At 65.9% G+C, this 18,073-nt stretch carries 12 protein-coding genes; 6 read left to right on the top strand and 6 right to left on the bottom strand.

Translation table 11 applies throughout. From position 1 onward, the window contains the following. Positions 1-8 precede the first annotated feature (8 nt). The 4 genes from JAV76_RS08220 (at position 9) to JAV76_RS08205 (ending at position 5,515) form a co-directional block, all read left to right on the top strand. On the top strand, positions 9-824 hold the full coding sequence (locus tag JAV76_RS08220; RefSeq protein ID WP_198733552.1) for an ABC transporter ATP-binding protein: 816 nt from the start codon (positions 9-11) through the stop codon (positions 822-824). 95 nt (positions 825-919) lie between these two features. Further along, positions 920-2,653, top strand: a complete 1,734-nt coding sequence (locus JAV76_RS08215) for an ABC transporter ATP-binding protein (RefSeq protein ID WP_198733551.1) — start codon at positions 920-922, stop codon at positions 2,651-2,653. After that, entirely contained in the window at positions 2,650-4,647 is a 1,998-nt protein-coding gene (locus JAV76_RS08210) for an ABC transporter ATP-binding protein (protein WP_372403346.1), read from the top strand. The genes JAV76_RS08215 and JAV76_RS08210 overlap by 4 nt, the downstream gene beginning before the upstream one ends. A 49-nt stretch (positions 4,648-4,696) precedes the next feature. Then, positions 4,697-5,515, top strand: coding sequence for a TrmH family RNA methyltransferase (locus JAV76_RS08205; protein WP_198733550.1), 819 nt, complete (start codon positions 4,697-4,699; stop codon positions 5,513-5,515). Here the strand turns inward: JAV76_RS08205 and nrdG are convergent. Next, a complete protein-coding gene (gene nrdG / locus JAV76_RS08200) occupies positions 5,500-6,054 on the bottom strand; it encodes an anaerobic ribonucleoside-triphosphate reductase activating protein (protein WP_198733549.1) in 555 nt (184 codons plus the stop codon). The genes JAV76_RS08205 and nrdG overlap by 16 nt on opposite strands. A gap of 4 nt (positions 6,055-6,058) precedes the next feature. Beyond that, positions 6,059-8,266, bottom strand: coding sequence for an anaerobic ribonucleoside-triphosphate reductase (nrdD, locus tag JAV76_RS08195; protein ID WP_307844086.1), 2,208 nt, complete (start codon positions 8,264-8,266; stop codon positions 6,059-6,061). A gap of 174 nt (positions 8,267-8,440) precedes the next feature. Between nrdD and JAV76_RS08190 the strand changes: the two genes are divergently transcribed. Then, positions 8,441-8,827, top strand: a complete 387-nt coding sequence (locus JAV76_RS08190; RefSeq protein ID WP_198733548.1) for a YccF domain-containing protein — start codon at positions 8,441-8,443, stop codon at positions 8,825-8,827. A gap of 84 nt (positions 8,828-8,911) precedes the next feature. Continuing rightward, positions 8,912-9,211: a hypothetical protein gene (locus JAV76_RS08185; RefSeq protein ID WP_198733547.1), complete on the top strand. Its 300-nt coding sequence runs from the start codon at positions 8,912-8,914 to the stop codon at positions 9,209-9,211. A gap of 45 nt (positions 9,212-9,256) precedes the next feature. Here JAV76_RS08185 and JAV76_RS08180 read toward each other — a convergent pair whose 3' ends face one another. From JAV76_RS08180 to JAV76_RS08165, 4 genes are all read right to left on the bottom strand, one after another. Beyond that, positions 9,257-9,418: a hypothetical protein gene (locus JAV76_RS08180; protein WP_198733546.1), complete on the bottom strand. Its 162-nt coding sequence runs from the start codon at positions 9,416-9,418 to the stop codon at positions 9,257-9,259. 128 nt (positions 9,419-9,546) lie between these two features. Beyond that, entirely contained in the window at positions 9,547-10,149 is a 603-nt protein-coding gene (locus JAV76_RS08175) for a hypothetical protein (RefSeq protein ID WP_198733545.1), read from the bottom strand. A gap of 44 nt (positions 10,150-10,193) precedes the next feature. Then, on the bottom strand, positions 10,194-15,662 hold the full coding sequence (locus JAV76_RS08170) for a DUF3320 domain-containing protein (protein ID WP_198733544.1): 5,469 nt from the start codon (positions 15,660-15,662) through the stop codon (positions 10,194-10,196). Further along, positions 15,659-17,887 (bottom strand): HelD family protein, encoded by a 2,229-nt coding sequence (locus JAV76_RS08165; protein WP_198733543.1) that lies wholly within the window; start codon positions 17,885-17,887, stop codon positions 15,659-15,661. The genes JAV76_RS08170 and JAV76_RS08165 overlap by 4 nt, the downstream gene beginning before the upstream one ends. Positions 17,888-18,073 lie beyond the last annotated feature (186 nt).

Below are 18,073 nucleotides of genomic sequence, written 5' to 3'. Positions count from 1 at the left end.
CTGGAGGCATGACCTGGGTTGTTGACCTGCAGAACGTATCTGTCCGCCGCGGCGAGAAGAACATCGTCGATGACGTGTCGTGGCAGGTGGCCGACGGCGAACGCTGGGTGGTCCTCGGCCGCAACGGCGCGGGGAAGACGACGCTCCTGCAGATCGCCGCCGCGCGCATGCACCCCACCAGCGGGACCGCCGAGGTCCTCGGCTCGCGCCTCGGCCGCGTCGACGTCTTCGAGCTGCGCCCCCGCATCGGCCTCGCGAGCGCCGCGCTCGCCGAGCGGATCCCGGCGGGCGAGCTCGTCTCCGACGTGGTGCTCACCGCCGCGTACGCCGTGACCGGCCGGTGGCGGGAGGCCTACGAGGACCTCGACCAGGGCCGTGCCGCCGACCTCCTCGCCGCCTTCGGCGTCGACCACCTCGCCGGGCGCCGCTTCGGGACGCTCAGCGAGGGCGAGCGCAAGCGCGTCCAGATCGCACGGTCCCTCATGACGGACCCCGAGCTGCTGCTCCTCGACGAGCCCGCTGCGGGCCTCGACCTCGGTGGTCGCGAGGAGCTCGTCGGTGCGCTCGCGGAGCTCGCGGCGTATCCGCGCTCACCCGTGCTCGTGCTCGTGACGCACCACGTCGAGGAGATCCCGCCAGGGTTCACGCACGTGATGCTCATGAAGGAGGGGCGCATCCACATGGCGGGCCCCGTGGACGACGTGCTCACCGACGAGAACCTGTCCGCCGCGTTCGACCTGCCGCTCGAGGTCACCCGGACCGGCGACCGCTGGTCGGCGCGCGCCGCGCAGAAGGACGTGCCGCGCGGGGGTCACTCCGGCTGACGGTCGGTGGGGCCTCGTAGGATGACGGACGGTCAGCATCCTGGCCGTCCGTCCTTCCCGGGGCCTCCCCGGGTCCTCCCGAAAGCTGGGACCGCATGCTCCTGAGGTTGTTGCGGAACCACCTCGCGCCCTACCGGACGGCGCTCGTCGCCGTCCTCGTCCTGCAGCTCGCCCAGACGCTCGCGACCCTCTACCTGCCGAGCCTCAACGCGGACATCATCGACCGTGGTGTCGCCGTGGGGGACACCGGGTACATCGTGCGCACCGGTGGGCTCATGCTCGTCATCAGCCTCGTGCAGATCCTCTGCGCGGGCGTGGCCGTGTACTTCGGGGCCCGTGCTGCCATGGGCTTCGGCCGGGACGTGCGCCAGTCGCTGTTCACGACCGTCCAGACGTTCTCCGGCCAGGACGTGGGGCGCTTCGGTGCGCCGACCCTCATCACCCGCACCACGAACGACGTGCAGCAGGTGCAGATGGTCGTCATGCTCGGGCTGACCATCATGGTCATGGCGCCGATCATGCTCGTCGGTGGCGTGATCATGGCGCTCCGCGAGGACGTGGGCCTCTCGGCGCTGCTCGTGGTGGTCATCCCGGTGCTGGGGCTGACCATCGGGATCATCATCTCGAGGATGGTGCCGTACTTCCGGCTCGTGCAGGTGCGCATCGACCGCATCAACTCGGTGCTGCGCGAGCAGATCACCGGGATCCGCGTGATCCGGGCGTTCGTCCGCGAACGCCACGAGGAGCGACGGTTCCAGGTCGCCAACGACGAGCTGTTCGACACCTCGCTGCGGGTGGGCCGGCTCATGGCGCTCATGTTCCCGGTGGTCATGCTCGTCATGAACCTCTCGAGCGTCGCCGTCGTGTGGTTCGGGGCCCAGCGCATCGACGCGGGCGAGATGCAGGTCGGGGCGCTCATCGCGTACCTCAGCTACATCATGTACATCCTCATGGCCGTCATGATGTCCACGATGATCTTCATGATGGTGCCCCGCGCGGCGGTGTCCGCCGAGCGCATCACCGAGGTCCTCGACACCCGGCCCAGCGTCGTCGAGCCGCCCGCGCCCGCACCGCTCACCGGTGTCACGGGTCGTGTCGAGCTCGACGGCGTCGAGTTCCGCTACCCGGGCGCCCAGGAACCCGTGCTGTCCGACGTGACCTTCACCGCGGAACCCGGGCAGACCACCGCGATCATCGGCTCCACAGGCTCCGGGAAGACGACTCTCCTCAACCTCGTCCCGCGCCTCTTCGACGCCACCGCGGGTGCCGTCCGCATCGACGGTACGGACGTGCGGGACGTGGTCGGCGCGGACGTGTGGGCGCACATCGGCATGGTGCCCCAGAAGCCGTACCTGTTCTCCGGGACCATCGCCTCGAACCTCGCCTACGGACGTGAGGATGCCACCGAGGAGCAGATGTGGGACGCCCTCGAGGTCGCGCAGGCCAAGGACTTCGTGTCCGAGCTCGCCGACGGGCTGCACACCCCCGTCTCCCAGGGCGGCACCAACTTCTCCGGCGGGCAGCGCCAGCGCCTCGCGATCGCACGCGCCGTCATCCGTGACCCCAAGGTCTACCTCTTCGACGACTCGTTCTCCGCCCTCGACTACGCCACCGACGCTGCCCTGCGCCGCGCCCTCGTGCCCCGCACGCGGGACGCCACGACCATCGTCGTCGCGCAACGCGTCGCGACCATCCGGACGGCGGAGAAGATCGTCGTCCTCGACAACGGCCGCGTCGTCGGCCAGGGCACCCACGACGAGCTTCTCGAGACGTGCCTCACCTACCAGGAGATCGTCCTGTCCCAGCTCTCCGCGGAGGAGGCAGCATGAGCGGCGCACGCACCACCGAGGTCGACGAGCGCCCGGACGAGAAGCCCGCCCCGCGCCCCGGAGGACACCCGGGCGGTCGCCCCGGCGGCCCCATGGGCAGCATGGGGATGCCCTCCGAGAAGGCCATGGACTTCACGGGCTCGCTGCGGCGCTTCGGCGGCTACCTCCGGGCGGAGCGGCTGCGCGTCGTCGTGATCACGCTCCTCGCGGTCGTCTCCGTGGGGCTCACCGTCCTCGGCCCCAAGCTCCTCGGGACCGCCACCGACATCATCTTCCGCGGCGTGGTGGGCCGACAGCTCCCCGCCGGGCAGACCAAGGACGAGGTCGTCACCGGGCTGCGCGCCGCAGGCGACGACACCTTCGCCGACCTCGTCTCCGGGATGGACGTCGTCCCCGGCCAGGGGCTCGACACCACGGCTCTGCGGGACGTTCTGCTCCTCGTCGTCGCCGTGTACGTCGGCGCGTTCCTCTTCGGGTGGCTGCAGGGTCGGCTCACCGCGCTCGTCGTGCAACGCACCGTGCTCAGCCTGCGTGCTCGCGTCGAGGAGAAGCTCAACCGCCTCCCGTTGTCCTACTTCGACGCCCAGAAGCGCGGGGAGGTCCTGTCCAGAGTCACCAACGACATCGACAACGTCGCCCAGACCCTCCAGCAGACCCTCTCCCAGCTCGTCACCGCCCTGCTCACCATCATCGGTGTGCTCGGCATGATGTTCTGGATCTCCCCGCTCCTCGCCGTCGTCGCGCTGGTCACCGTGCCCCTGTCCGTGGTGGTCACCGCCATGATCGCCAAGCGCTCGCAGCCGCAGTTCATCAAGCAGTGGGCGGCGACGGGGACGGTGAACTCCCACATCGAGGAGATGTACTCCGGGCACGCCCTGGTGAAGGTGTTCGGGCACCAGCAGTCCGCGATCGACACGTTCACGCAGGAGAACGCGGCGCTCTACGAGTCGAGCTTCCGGGCCCAGTTCATCTCGGGTCTCATCCAGCCCGCCATGGGGTTCATCGCGAACCTCAACTACGTGGTAGTCGCCGTGGTGGGCGGCCTGCGGGTCGCGTCGGGGTCGATGACGCTGGGTGATGTCCAGGCGTTCATCCAGTACTCGCGCCAGTTCACGCAGCCCATCACGCAGGTGGCGTCCATGATGAACCTCCTGCAGTCCGGTGTGGCGTCCGTGGAGCGCGTGTTCGACCTCCTCGACGCCACCGAGCAGACCCCCGACCCGCAGGACGCCGCGGTACCGGGCGAGGTGCGCGGGCGGGTGGCGTTCGAGAACGTGCGCTTCGGGTACTCGCCCGAGGTCCCGCTCATCACGGATCTGTCGATCGTCGCCGAACCCGGCCGCACGGTCGCGATCGTGGGGCCGACCGGGGCGGGCAAGACCACCCTGGTGAACCTCCTCATGCGGTTCTACGAGGTGGACGGCGGGCGCATCACCTTGGACGGCGTGGACATCGCGACGATGACGCGCGACGCCCTGCGCTCCAACATCGGCATGGTGCTCCAGGACACGTGGCTGTTCAAGGGCACCATCGCCGACAACATCCGGTACGGAGCCCCCGGAGACGTCACGGAGGAGCGCCTCCTCGAGGCGTCGGTGGCCACGCATGTCGACGCGTTCGTGCGGACCCTGCCCGACGGGTACGGCACGGTGCTCGACGACGAGGGGTCGAGCGTGAGCGCGGGGGAGAGGCAGCTCCTCACCATCGCGCGGGCGTTCCTCGCCGACCCGCCCATCCTCGTCCTCGACGAGGCCACGAGCTCCGTGGACACCCGCACCGAGGTCCTCGTCCAGAAGGCCATGAACGCGCTGCGCGCCCACCGCACCAGCTTCGTCATCGCGCACCGCCTGTCGACCATCCGGGACGCCGACCTCATCCTCGTCATGGAGCACGGCGACATCGTGGAGCAGGGCACCCACGACGAGCTCCTCGCCACCGGTGGGGCGTACGCGCGGCTGTACCAGAGCCAGTTCGCGGACGCTGCCGAGGAGTAGGGGCCTAGGGGTCGACGGGGGAGGCGGCGGCGTCGGGGAGAATCATCAGGTGCAGCCACAGATCATCACCGATGCCTCCGACGACCGTGTCCTCGACTACACCCACCTCACGGACGTGGTGCTCCGCTCCAAGGACGAACCCGCCAAAGGCCTGTTCATCGCGGAGAGCTCGACGGTGATCCGGCGGGCGCTCGCGGCGGGGCATCGACCGCGGTCGTTCTTCATGGCCGAGAAGTGGTTGGAGTCCATGGCGGACGTCCTCGCGGAGTGGCCCGACGTCCCCGTGTACGTGGGGGAGCCGGCCGTCCTGGAGTCCATCACCGGGTTCCACCTGCACCGGGGCGCCCTCGCATCGATGCATCGACCACCGTTGATGCCCGTCACGGAGCTCCTCGCGTCGGCACGTGGCGGGCAGGGGGCGCGCCGGGTGGCGGTCCTCGAGGACATCGTCGACCACACCAACGTCGGTGCAATCTTCCGGGGTGCTGCGGGTCTGGGAGTGGATGCGGTTCTGGTGACGCCGCGGTGCTCGGACCCGTTGTACCGGCGCAGCGTGCGGGTGAGCATGGGGACGGTGTTCCAGGTGCCGTGGACGCGCATCGAGGATTGGCCCGGTGGTGTCGAGGAGCTCCGGGGTGCGGGTTTCACGGTGGCGGCGTTGGCGTTGAGCGATGACTCCCAGACCCTCGACGAGTTCGTGGCCCAGGGGCACGAGCGGTCGGCGTTCGTGTTCGGCACCGAAGGGCACGGGTTGCAGCGGTCCACGCTGCACGCCGTGGACACCGTAGTGAAGATCCCCATGGCCGGGGGAGTGGACTCGCTGAACGTCGCCGCGAGTGCGGCCGTGGTGTTCTACGCGACGCGCTGAGCTCGAACGGCCGCGCCCGCACGCAGTGACGCCCGCACGTCGAGAACCCGCTGGTTGCGGCTGCCCCGGAACGGCAGGGTGAGGTCTCGTTCGGCGAGCGTGAACGGCCCGTCGACTAGGACGTCGAGCTCCCTGAGGAGCTCGACCTTGTCGGGGCTGCCCGCGAGGAGCTGCTCGAAGGTGAAGCCCGACCACGCCCACACGTCCTTCGTCGGGCCCAGCTCCGCCCGCATCCGGGCGATCAGGCGCAGGCACACCCCGGTGTTGAGGAACGGTTCGCCGCCCAGCAGGCTCAGGCCCTGCACGGACTCGTGGCCGAGGTCCGCGATGATCCGGTCCTCGAGCTCGGTCGTGTAGGGCCGCCCGTAGCGGAAGCTCCAGGCGGCCTCGTTGAAGCACCCATCGCACGCGAAGAGGCACCCGCTGACGTAGAGGCTGCACCGCACGCCCTCGCCGTCGACGAACACGAACGGCTTGTAGTCGGCGATGTGGTCCCGGCTGAGACGCTCCGACACCCAGTCCGCCTGGGGCTCCCGCACGGCGTCAGTCCGCCAGGCCGTCGGGCAGGTGCTTCACGCGCGACGCGATCTCCGTGTGCCGGCCGTGCACCATGGGGCGGGCCTGCGGGTTGCCGAGGTAGCCGCACGTGCGCTTGACGACGTCGCACGTGCGCGGGTCCTCGTTGCCGCACTCCGGGCACCTGAACCCGCGGGCCGTGGGGGAGAAGTCACCGGAGTAGTCGCACTCGTAGCAGTGGTCGATCGGTGTGTTGGTGCCGAGGTAGCCGACGCGCTCGTACGCGTAGTCCCAGACAGCCTCGAGGGCCTTCGGGTTGTGCTGGAGGATCGGGTACTCGCAGTAGTGGATGAACCCGCCCGAGGTCAGCGGGGCGTAGTCCTTCTCGAAGTCGAGCTTCTCGAACGGCGTCGGGTTCTTGCGCACGTCGTAGTGGAAGCTGTTCGTGTAGTAGTCCTTGTCGGTGATGTCCTCGACCGCGCCGAACTTCTCCTTGTCGAGCCGGCAGAAGCGGTCCGTGAGGCTCTCGCTCGGGGTCGCGTACACGGAGAACTGGTAGGAGTACGTGGCCGTCCACGCGCGGGTGCGGCCCGAGAGCGTCCGGAGGATGTCGAGCGTGAAGTCCTTCGCCTCCGGGTCGTCCTCCCACGCGCCACCGAAGAACGCGGCCGCGGCCTCGTAGAGCCCGATGTACCCGAGGGACACGGTGGCGCGCCCGTCGCGGAACAGCTGGTCGACGGAGTCCTCGGGGTCCAGGCGCCGGCCGAACGCGCCGTACCGGTAGAGGATCGGTGCGTTGCCCGGTGTCGCCTCGGTGCAGCGCCCGATGCGGAACAGCAGCGCGTCGCGCACCGTGTCGAGGCGCTCGGAGAGCAACGCCCAGAAGGCGTCGGTGTCACCGCGGGTCTCCAGGGCGATGCGCGGCAGGTTGAGGGTGACGACACCGAGGTTCATGCGACCCTCGACGAGGTCCTCACCGTTCTCGTCCTCCCACCCCTGGAGGAACGACCGGCAGCCCATGGGAGCCTTGAAGCTGCCCGTGAGCTCCACGATCTTGTCGTAGCTGAGCACGTCCGGGTACATGCGCTTGGTGGAGCACTCGAGCGCCCGCTGCTTGATGTCGTAGTTGGGGTCGGCCGGCTCGAGGTTCACGCCGCGGCGCAGCGTGAAGATGAGCTTGGGGAAGATGGCCGTCCGGTGCTCACCGCCGAGGCCCTCGATGCGGATGTCGAGGATGGCGCGCTGGATCTCACGCTCGAACCACCCCGTGCCGAGCCCGAAGCCCAGCGACGTGAAGGGCGTCTGCCCGTTGGACGTGAACAGCGTGTTGATCTCGTACTCCAGCGACTGCATGGCGTCGTGGATGTCCTTGCGGGTCTTCGCCCTGGCGTACTCCTCACGCCGCTCTGGCTCGCTCACCCATTCCTCGGCGTCGGCGAGGTGCTTCCGGAGGTTGTTCGCCGCGTAGGGGGCGAGGAGCTCGTCGATGCGGTTGACCGTGCACCCGCCGTACTGGCTCGACGAGACGTTCGCGATGATCTGCGTGATCTGCGCTGTCGCCGTCTGGATGGAGCGCGGCGGCTCGACCTCGGCGTTGCCGATGCGGAAGCCCTTGCTGAGCATCGACCGGAAGTCGATGAGGCAGCAGTTCGTCATGGGGGAGTAGGGGTGGTAGTCGAGGTCGTGGTAGTGGAGCTCGCCCTTCTGGTGGGCGTTCGCGACGTGCGCGGGAAGCATCGTCAGGCCGACGGCCTTGCCCACCGCCCCGGCGGTGAGGTCGCGCTGGGTGTTGAAGACGTCGCTGTCCTTGTTGGCGTTCTCGTTGACGACGGCGCTCGCCTTGTCGAGGAGCTGGCCGATGGAGTGGTTGACGTCCGTGGACCGGCTGCGTGCGATGTCCCGCTGCACGCGGTACCCGATGTACGCCTCGGCGACGTCGTAGTGGCGGCTCTCCATGAGCACGTGCTCGACGACGTTCTGGACCTCGTAGATCTGCACGGTCTGGGGGAACCGGCGGACGATCTCCTCGCAGACCTCACGGGTGAGTCCCTGGACGACGGGGCCCACCAGGGGTCGCGGCTCGTCACGGACCGCGGCGAACGCGGCCATGAGCGCGTTCTCGATGCGCGACGGGTCGAACTCGGTCACGCGCCCGTCCCGCTTGACGATGCTCGGCATGCCGCCGGTCGCCCGCGTGGGGGTGTGCTCGGTCCGGTCCTCTTCGACGACGGTCACTGCGTGTCTCGCTCCCTGATGGCCTCTGCTGGAATCGACGCTGACACAAGATGCAGTGTGCGCGGCGTCCTGTCGAGACTAGATCTTGTGGTCAGGCGGGAGTGGGTCCTAGGTCCCGAGAGCGACATCGCACCATTGCGGTATGCGCAGGATCCCTGTGGCAGGCTGTCCCGCGTGAACACACTGCTGAACATCATCTGGCTGGTCTTCGCCGGCTTCTGGCTTGCCCTCGGCTACGTCGTGACGGGCATCGTCGCCTGCATCTTCATCGTGACCATCCCATTCGGGATCGCGTCCTTCCGGATCGCCGGGTACGCCCTGTGGCCGTTCGGGCGCACCGTCGTCGACAAGCCGACGGCCGGCGCGTTCTCGACCATCGGCAACGTCATCTGGATCATCGTCGCCGGCGTGTGGTTGGCCATCGGTCACATCACGACGTCCATCCCGCTGTTCCTCTCGATCATCGGAATCCCCCTCGGGATCGCGAACCTCAAGATGATCCCCGTGTCGCTCATGCCGCTCGGCAAGGACATCGTGCCCTCGGCGCCCGGGACGTTCTAGTAGACACGGAAGCCGTGCCGCGGGCCGCAGTGACGCCCGGGCGCACTGGCAGACATTCGGGACAGGCGGTGGGATGATCCCCGCATGCGTCTGCTGAGAACTCGTCCCGTCACCGTGCTGGTCGTCCTCGGGTGCATCCTCCTCGGAGCCGCGGTGGTCATGTACCCGCCCGCGCAGCCCACCATCAGCTTCGAGTACGCGCCACTGAGCGACGAGACGTTCTCCCCGGATGTCACCGTGCTGGGGCGCACCCATCGTGTCGCGCTCGCCGTCGGCATCCTCGGTGGTCTCCTTCTCGCCGGAGCAATGGGCTTCGCGCTGGGACGACGATCCACGCTCGGCCCGTCAGAAGGTGACGACGGGCCCCGCCCGGCAACGGCCTGACAGTCGGTCTCGGTCCAGACTGACGGGCGGTGGGCGCCGAGATCCTCAGTCGTCGGTCGGGAACTCCTGGGACCCGGCGACGAGCGGGAAGTCCGTCACCGCCCGGAAGTACAAGGTGGCGGATGGTTCGATGGCACCCGTCTCGCCCGGCTTGAGGTCTGACGGCGCATACTCACTTGACGGTGACCACTGTGTTGGGAACGACATGGGACGAGAAGCTCGTGAAGCCGAACCGCTCGCCGATTGCAACCTTGTGCGGTGCTAGATGTGAAGGCTAATGAAGAACTTGTGTTAATCGTTTGGGGCAACCCATGGTGGTGAAAGATCCACTGTGATCAGAGGTCCTCCAGGTAGCGATCCTGCCTCTTGCTGTGTAACACATCTTCGAGCGCCGTCGCGAAATAATCAATGTACACGTGGACCTCGAAATTGTCTCCCGAGATTCCAAGTTTGACCTCAGTCTCTGGTCCCGACCATCGTGTTAGTTTGAGGTAGTGGCCGTACGCAACCGCCTGGCCCCACTGCGAGTAATCATCACGGTAGAGATCGTCGCTCCAAAACTCTTGCTGCTCTGTGCAAGGCCCGTACTTCTTGGTGAGTAAAGTCTCTAGGGTCTCGTAATCCGACAAGTGAAAGTTCAGATTCGAATGCTCTTCCCTCAAGGCGTATCTGCCATTGGCAAGCCGATCATCGACAAACGTGTAGAAAATAAAACAATCGAAGGTTGCGATCTTCCCCAAGTATCCAAGCGCATCGCTTTTGTGTAGCGTGGGCTCGCTGTCTTCGATCCTTAAGACATCTGATTTGCTCTGTCCCCATTTCGCTCGACGGAATCCATGTTCCGACGTAATGAGAGCCTGTCCTGAACCGTCGACGAAACTCCAAGTGCCATCTTCGTTGAGATGGACGATTCTGCCGTCATCCAATTTTGCCTTCATGCCGCTCTCCTCATCTTCCTATCGTATAGCGGGTGTTCGACGACTTATTTTTTGTACAGGCTCCCGGTCTGTTTTCTCGCGAGGGTGCCGTTCGAAACGAGGTCCCACAGGGCGTCGCTGATTTTCCTCTGAACTTCCTGCGTGTTGTTCCAACGGAAGATCTTGGCGACCCGCTGAGCGAGGATGTCCTCGTCTGCTGACACGGCGTCCTCGACGAGCCGGACCAAAGCGCTCTGGATCTCTTCGATAGCGACCTCGCGAGGCTTGCGCACGCTCTTGAGGTCTGCCGGGTACCGAGGGGCCGGAGTCGGTGCGCCGGCGATCCGCCAGATCCCGGTCGCGTCCACTGTCAGTTTTGCTCCGTCGACCCGGGCATTCGCTCGAGCTTGGTCGATGTTGTCGCGAATCCGGTGGCCGATGCGTCCGACGGACCAGTCCTCGCGAATGTGGCGGTGGATCACCGCTTCGTGGATCGGCGCTTCCGCTTTCATCAATCGCTGAAGGTAGTCGCGGAGAAGCGGTCGGGCTTCGGCGCCCGCAAGATCATCGACATACTGATACCCGTAGCTGACATCGAGGTCATAGGGAACCGCCCATTCTGGAGCGGCATCGAGATCTACGCTCTCGATCGTGGGAGGCGCGCTCGCGGAGACGGTCACTGGGCGGACGGTGCTCTCTGGAGCGGTGAGAGCGTCTTCGATAGCTGTCCTCAGGCGGTCGATCTGAGTCTTTCGGTCACGGACCCAGCTGATGCCCCAGATGCGGTGAACGGTCCAGCCCAGCCGGCGGAGGACACCTTCCCGGAGGCGATCACGGTCCCGCGCCACCTTTGATGAGTGGTATGCGGCGCCGTCGCACTCTACGGCGAGGAGATAGCGCCCGGGCTGATCGGGGTGCTTGACACCGATGTCGATCCGGTAGCCAGCTGTGCCCACCTGAGGGACCGCCACGTAACCCATCGCACGGATCTCGCGGATGACATCTTCTTCGAAGACGCTCTCTGCGTCACCCTCGGACTGGTCGAGATCCAGCGCCAACGCAGGCATGCCGCGCCGAGCGTAGTCAAGGTATCGCTGGAAGTGGCGGATGCTTGGGTTCGATGAGGAAGGCATGCTCTCCGGCGCGAAGGAGCACACGACTTCGACCCGTTGACGTGCGCGGGTGATCGCGACGTTGAGACGGCGCCACCCGTCGGGGCGGATGAGCGGCCCAAAGGTGTTCGTCAGCTTGCCATTCTCGTCTGGACCGTACCCGATGCTGAAGATGATGACGTCTCGCTCGTCACCCTGCACGTTCTCCAGGTTCTTCACGAAGAACCCGTCGAGACGGTCGTGCGCGTTGAGCAGGTCCGAGAGGACGGGGTCTTTCGCAGATCGCATCTCGATCTCGCGCAGTACCGCGTCTTCCTGTGCGCTCGAGAACGTCACTACACCCAGCGAGAGCTCAGGATGGTTGGTTGCGTGGAACAGGATCCGATCGACGACGGTTACTGCTTCGATGGGATTGTCCCGGCTCGCACCGCGCTTGTAGACGCCGTTCGGGACGTGGTACGACGTGACGCCGACGGAGTCACCGCTGATGTGTGCTCCGGGGAACGTGTGCAGATTGCCGCCGTAGAAGCTGTAGTTCGAGAAAGCGATGAGGCTCTCGTGGTCGCTCCGGTAGTGCCAGGACAAGGGCAGCGCGGGGAGCGCCCCTGACCCCTTGCACAGGTCGAGGACGGACTGGAAGTCGTCGAAGCCCTCGTCGTCGCTCTCTTCGTCAGACCCGCCGGTGCTGAAGAAGCTCGTCGGGGGGAGCTGCTTGTCGTCACCGGCGACGATGAGCTGCCGCCCACGGTAGATGCAGTTGATCGCGTCGGAGGGCAGCACCTGCGACGCCTCGTCGAAGATCACGACATCGAACTTCAGAGCGGAGGGTAGGTACTGGGAGACCGCCAGCGGCGACATCATGAAGCACGGCTTGAGCTCTAGGGCGACGTCCCCCGCGTCCGCCAGAGCGGTGCGGATCGGGAGGTGACGGGACTTCTTCGCCGCCTCCTTATTGATCACTTGGGTTCCTCGGCTGCCGATCGAGCTCGGCCGGCGACGGTTACAGGCATCGACGACCCTTGCGTAGCTCTCTGAGATCAGACGGGTGTCGAGCTCTTGGAACTGGGCTACCAACGCATCTCGGTCCTTGGCGCGGTAGTCGCGGAGCCGAGTGTCGGAGTGGATCGTCGCGTCGGCCCACGCCTGGAGGACGGCGAACTCGACAGCTGGCGCGACGAACGACGCAGGTGCTCGTCGGGTGACGAGCTCATCGAGGATGGTGTTGAGCTCAATCTCTTCCAAGAGTTCACGATGCCGTCGGTACTCGCACCACTCGTCGATCTCGGTCCTTGCTGCCTCGGCCATGTCGGTCAGGAGCTCGATCGCGTCGTGGAGATCATCGTCGAGTTCCGCGGCGAGCTCGATCCGACGAGAGTCCGTGAAGAGGCCGAGGAAGGCGTCGCGTCTCTGGGTCCACCTGGCCAGCAGGGGTTCGAGATCTGTCGATCGGATGGCGAGAGCGCCGAGTGCCTCAGCGGCCATGGGGGCGACGGGATCAACGAGAAGGTCTCGGGCTTGTGTTGTCCACGTGAGCGCTGCGTCGACATCCGACCATTCGGTCTCGGATGCGTTGTACAGGGACCCCAGCAGTGCGGAGTCGCCCTCAAACGTGTTCAGGAGCTCAGCGGAAACCTCGGTGGCCGCACGTGCGTCGTCGAGCAACGAGAGTGCTTCTCGAACAGTCAGGTCCTTGCTCGCTGTTCTTGCGGCGTCTGCCAGCCCTCGTGCCCCTGCACCCATCGTGCCGTGGAGGCTCAGCAGGCCTTCGGCGAGCTCTGGGATGGGTATGGACTTCCATGAGGTGGTCGTATCTAGCCCCACGGTGGATATGGCGGACGCCTCCCACGCGGTCACGAGTGCCTGGAGCTTCTCTGCGGTGTTAACGAGGAGGGGGTCTGGGCTTCCCGCTGTGGACAGCTGGCGAGAGAGCGCAGTCGCGTCGAGGTCAGATCCCGCAAGACGGAGCGCTTCCTGTGCGACAGAGACTGCGTCACTGACCCTTGCGAAGTCGGTCTCGGTTCGTCGGTAATAGCCTCCGAGCCGGTCAGCGTGGTCGTGCTCGCTCGTCGAGAGCGCATGGTCGGCCAACTTCCATGCGATGGCTGCGTCGAGCATGCTCAGCACCTGCTTATTGACCTTGCCGCCCACTGTCACGGCCTTGAGGGCTTTGCGGTCTGCGCGTGCCTGCTTGGCCCACCGGCGATGTCCGGTGTACGTCTCTGTCAGACGGACCTTGATGGCGTTGACGTCGAGCGTGAGTACCTCGTCGGTGAAGGTCTGCTTGAGGTTCGACTGCCATGAGCGGACCAGCTCGACGAGCTCCTCCAGAACTCGGCGCGACTCATCAAGAGCTCTTGTCACAGAGGGGTTGAGCCAGGTGGGTTCTGGAAGGGCCGTCGACGTGGACAGCTGGGCCAGGCGGACGAGATCCACCACCCGGTGTATGGAGAGGTGGTCGGGTGACACCCCGAACAGTGCAGCGAGCCGTCGTGCGTGCTCGATCATGGGGGCGAGGTCGTGTGGTGCGGTTCCTGCGAAGGAGACGGCTGCGCTGACCGTGGTGGAGGGAGTGTTCTCGGCAGCGTGCCAGAGCGGTGCGGGTTGGAGGAGACCTTCGATGGATGCAGCGTTCTCGAAGTCGAGCTCGGTCCATCCGGGACCGGCACGCTCCTCGAGACGTGAGACGCGCTCCAGGTAGTCCTCAGTTCGTTCGCGCAAGGTCGAGGCTCTGGCGACGAGCTCGCTCCACCGCTGAGTAGAGAGCCACTGGTGGGGGATTCCGTCTGGCCTGTCCTCGAGGTGCTTGAGCAGCATGCACCGGTCGTGCGCAGATCGCGTTGTGCGGGACGAGGCGAGCTTCGTGTCCCCGTCGATGGCGTCCAGGAGTTTGACGAGCTCCTCGGCGGCCTGGTGCGAGTCTGACGACAGCCGCCTGTGGCGTTCGATCTCACCGGGACTCGGCGACGTGAGCACAAGGTCTCGCCACAAGAAGTCGTCGCCGCGGGTGACAGGGCTCCAGACCTCTGACAATCGACGAGCCGTTGTCGTGATGAGGGTCAGGCGGTCGTCGGAGAGCTCACCCCACTCGTTCTTGCCGCGGAGACTGAACTCGCGATATTCGTCGAGCTGGGCGAGGCGGCCGATCGCCCAGTGGACGCTCCGTCCGAGAGAGGGGCGTATCTCGTTCATCGCCTGGGCGAAGTCTGTGAGATTGCTTCGCAGACGTGCGAGGTTGTTGGCGTCGGAGGACGAGAATGCACTGCTGACCTTGAGGCGGGTCGTGAGCGCAGCACCCATCGTGTCGGCGTACTGCTTCCGAGTTGTCGCGCTGGAGTGGAGCTCGAGCACGAAGCCGTCCAGGTTCACGTGCGCGAGGCGATTGCGGACGACGTCGAGAGCCGCAGCTTTCTCGCTGACGAAGAGGACGGTCTTTCCGTTCGCGATGAGCTCGGCGATGATGTTGGCGATGGTCTGGCTCTTGCCGGTCCCGGGTGGACCGTCCATGACGAAGCTGTGCCCATCGCGAGCCGAGATGATGCATCGACGCTGGCTGCTGTCAGCGTCGAGGACGTTGTGGAGCGTCTCCGGGGGAGCGGAATGGTCGAGCATCTCGTCGGAGGGAGGCTCGAACCCGAAGCTGCTCGCGGAGGGGGAGTCGGGGCCGAGCGCCAGGAGCTGCACCAGCCCGCTCTCGAGGATCTCCTCCTCGTGATCCTTGAGATCACGGTAGATCGCTTCTTTCTGGAATGTGAAGGTCGTCAGAACGGTGCGTTGAGCGATAGCCCATCCGTGATGGTTCTTCACTGCTTCGCGGACCGAGTCGAAGACTGCTTCGACCGAGAAGTCCTCGGGGTCGAGAGGGGGAAGCTCGAGGCCCAGGTCGCTCTCGAGCTTCAAGGTCAGCACGGGGTTGAGGACCGCATCGTCCGATGTGCGCTTGAGCTTGTAGGGCACGCTCGGTGAGTCTCGGTGCAGTGTCACCGGGACGAGGATGAGTGGACTGCTGACCACCTTGTCGTCCTGTGGGTCTCTCCAGTCGAGGATTCCGAGTCCAAGGTAAAGGGTCCACACCCCTCGGTCGGCGAAGATCTGCTGAGAAGTCTGGTCGAGCCGTCGGAGGCTTGCCTTGAGCTGGCTCGCGGTCTTTCCCTTGACGATCAGGCAGTCATCGAGGTCGTCGAAGTCGTCCACCTGATCGTTGTCGTCGTCGTCCACCTCGATGGCGGCGAATGTCGTTCCCTGGCTCACGAACTGCAGCGCGTCGTGGACGCCGGGCTTGATGATCTCGAGAGAAGCGCTGGCCGTGTGCCGGAAGTAGAGCAGCCTCTGACGGCGATCGGTCGCGACGAGATTGGTACGCCACACGTCAAGCTGCTTGTGGAGCTTGTCGTTCAGGAGAGCTTCTGAGGTCGTCTGCGTCATCGGTCGAGCTGCGCCTTCGGGAGAGTGAGGAGTGGTCTGTCGGTCGGGCTCAGCAGCCTGGACACGAGCTGGAGCACGAGGGTGAGGTCTGGTTCGTCGAGCTGATCGATCAGGTCCCGAAGGTGTTCTCGGTCAGGGTCTGGATGAACTGTAGGTGGCTCGTCTGGCGCATCCTCGAGGAAGGCGGACGGTGGTGTGCCGTCGAGCGCCTCGAGTCCGAGGGGGAGTTCGTGCTGATGAACGATCCGGAGGGTCTGCGAGCATCGGGTCATTGCGACGTAGAGCGCGCGTCGCCCTTGCCCGTCACCGTCGACTATGGCTGCTGGCTCGACCAGCACCACGGCGTCGAACTCGAGTCCTTGCGCGTGACTCGCCGGCACCAGGGAGACTGGCTCGTTGAACTCGCCGGCCAGGCCGTCACCCACCGGTCCGAGGGCTCTGAGAGCCTCCAGGGCCTGGTGGTAGGTGGAATCCTCGATGATGATCGCGACAGACATGCTCAGCTTCACGAGCGCTTCTGCTTCAGCCCACGCAGTGGTGAGCAGCAAGCTGGCGTCAGGTACATAGGTCGCGCTGGGTTCGTCCAGCCCATCACGCACGGACAGAGGAGCGGTCAGTCCCGGAGCGATCAGCGGAAGCTGGCGCGCGGCGAGCTCGAGGACTGAGGACGGGACGCGATACCCGATCGTCAGCTCTTCGATTGAGACCGCTGGAGAGAAATGATCCGTGAGCTCGCTCCAGTCGTCGCGCTTCCAATGTCCGGTGGCCTGGGCGAGGTCACCGAGAATGGTGAAGGAGCCTGATGGGCAGCGGCGGGCGAGCGCTCGTGCTTGCATCGGGGAGAGATCCTGGGCCTCATCGATGACGATGTGCCCGTACGTGATCACTTCGCCGTTGAGGAGGAACGACAGCTCGTCGAGGCAGTAGAGATCCTCGAGTGTCCATGGTTCGTCTGCGATCGAGGATTGCGGGGCGCGGTACAGGGCCGCCCGTTCGTCGGCGGTGAGGACCTCGGCGGCGGCTCCGACGAGCCAGGCCTGCGTTCCGTAGAGGCTGCGAAGGAGTTCTTCTGGGCTGAAGGTCGGCCAGAGTCTGTCGAGGGCGTTGGTGAAAGCCGAGAGACGCCGGATCGTCGCCTCGTTGGCCACAGCCGGGCGCTGGGCTTCCTTGCGTTGGGCTACGTAGGCGCGGTGGATCTCGGCGGCGAAACGATCGCGGAGGAGCTCGCGGGCCGCGTTGTGGGGGAGATCCCTGGCGCGGACGTCTGCGAGGACCGAGTCGATCGTGACGGCCGAGAGGTGGACGCGATCGCCGCCCACCGGGATGTCGATCGCGTCCTGTCCGGACCCGATTCGTTGCTGAAGGGCGCGTGCCAGGACGGTTGCCATCTGCGCGGATCCTTTGGTGCGCGCGACGATCCCCTTCTCGACCGAGCGGAGCTGAGCGTCGCCACCGTAGAGGCCGGCGAGGTCGCCCTGCATGACGTCCTTGACGTCGAGGTGAGGCAGCACGCCGCTGATGTAGCTCAGCAGCGTGACCGTCGGGGTGACGACGAGCATCCCGGTCCGGCGCAGGGAGATGTCGTTGAAAGCGAGCCATGCTGCACGATGCAGTCCGACGATCGTCTTTCCGGTGCCGGGCCCGCCGCGGACCACGACGGTGCCGCGGCTCTCGTGGCGGATGATCCGGTACTGCTCAGCCTGAATGGTGGCGATCACGTCACGCATAGCACCGTCGCGTGATCGCTCCAGCTCCGTGAGCAGGGCATCACTGATCATGGGACCTGCTGAGGATGGCCCGCTCGCCTCGGCGGCCGACCCGGCGAGGATCTCGTCGACGATGCGGACGAATCTGCGATCTTCCTCGATGAAGGTTCGCTTGAGCTCCAGACCGAGCGGCTCGTCGGGAGTCGCTTCGTAGAAGCGAGCAGCCGCGGGTGCGTGCCAGCCGACGACGAGGAGATCCTTGTCGTCGGTGTGGACCCGTCTGCGCCCGACGTAGAGGGACTCACCGTCACGATCGAACCGGCCGAAGATGAGAGCACCGGTTCCGCGTGAATCTCGAAGGATGTCGAGAGCACGCTGCAGCGCGCGTTTCGTTGCTCGGTCGCCCGGAACGAACGTCTGCAGGCTCACCTCCGCATCGGCGTGGCCTCGGTTGAGCTGCTCGTGCGCCGCGTCGAGGTATGCCTGTTCAGCAAGCATCTCGGGGTGCGTGGTCGACATTCTGCCTCCTGGGGGATATGCGGAAGGCTAGTGGGATCCACCGACGCCGTGTAGAGCTGCTCAGATGGAGCTGGGGTGAATCACCCCTGGAGCAGCCAGCAGCTGTACCGGGTGAGACGCGGTTCTCCTCATGGCGCCTGAACCGTACGGCCTCTCCTTGTGGATAGAGTGCGTTGTGAACGTTCC

It is taken from the genome of Sanguibacter suaedae (assembly GCF_016342785.1).
GTDB classification, from domain to species: Bacteria; Actinomycetota; Actinomycetes; order Actinomycetales; family Cellulomonadaceae; genus Sanguibacter; species Sanguibacter suaedae.
The sequence above is the reverse complement of the archived record's forward strand: the minus strand, read 5'-3'. Positions and strand labels throughout refer to the sequence as shown.

Coding starts and splice junctions, on each gene's coding strand:
- JAV76_RS08220 (WP_198733552.1), top strand. CDS start 9: ATGACCTGGGTTGTTGACCTGCAGAACGTATCTGTCCGCCGCGGCGAG.
- JAV76_RS08215 (WP_198733551.1), top strand. CDS start 920: ATGCTCCTGAGGTTGTTGCGGAACCACCTCGCGCCCTACCGGACGGCG.
- JAV76_RS08210 (WP_372403346.1), top strand. CDS start 2,650: ATGAGCGGCGCACGCACCACCGAGGTCGACGAGCGCCCGGACGAGAAG.
- JAV76_RS08185 (WP_198733547.1), top strand. CDS start 8,912: ATGCGTCTGCTGAGAACTCGTCCCGTCACCGTGCTGGTCGTCCTCGGG.
- JAV76_RS08180 (WP_198733546.1), bottom strand. CDS start 9,418: ATGTCGTTCCCAACACAGTGGTCACCGTCAAGTGAGTATGCGCCGTCA.
- JAV76_RS08175 (WP_198733545.1), bottom strand. CDS start 10,149: ATGAAGGCAAAATTGGATGACGGCAGAATCGTCCATCTCAACGAAGAT.
- JAV76_RS08170 (WP_198733544.1), bottom strand. CDS start 15,662: ATGACGCAGACGACCTCAGAAGCTCTCCTGAACGACAAGCTCCACAAG.
- JAV76_RS08165 (WP_198733543.1), bottom strand. CDS start 17,887: ATGTCGACCACGCACCCCGAGATGCTTGCTGAACAGGCATACCTCGAC.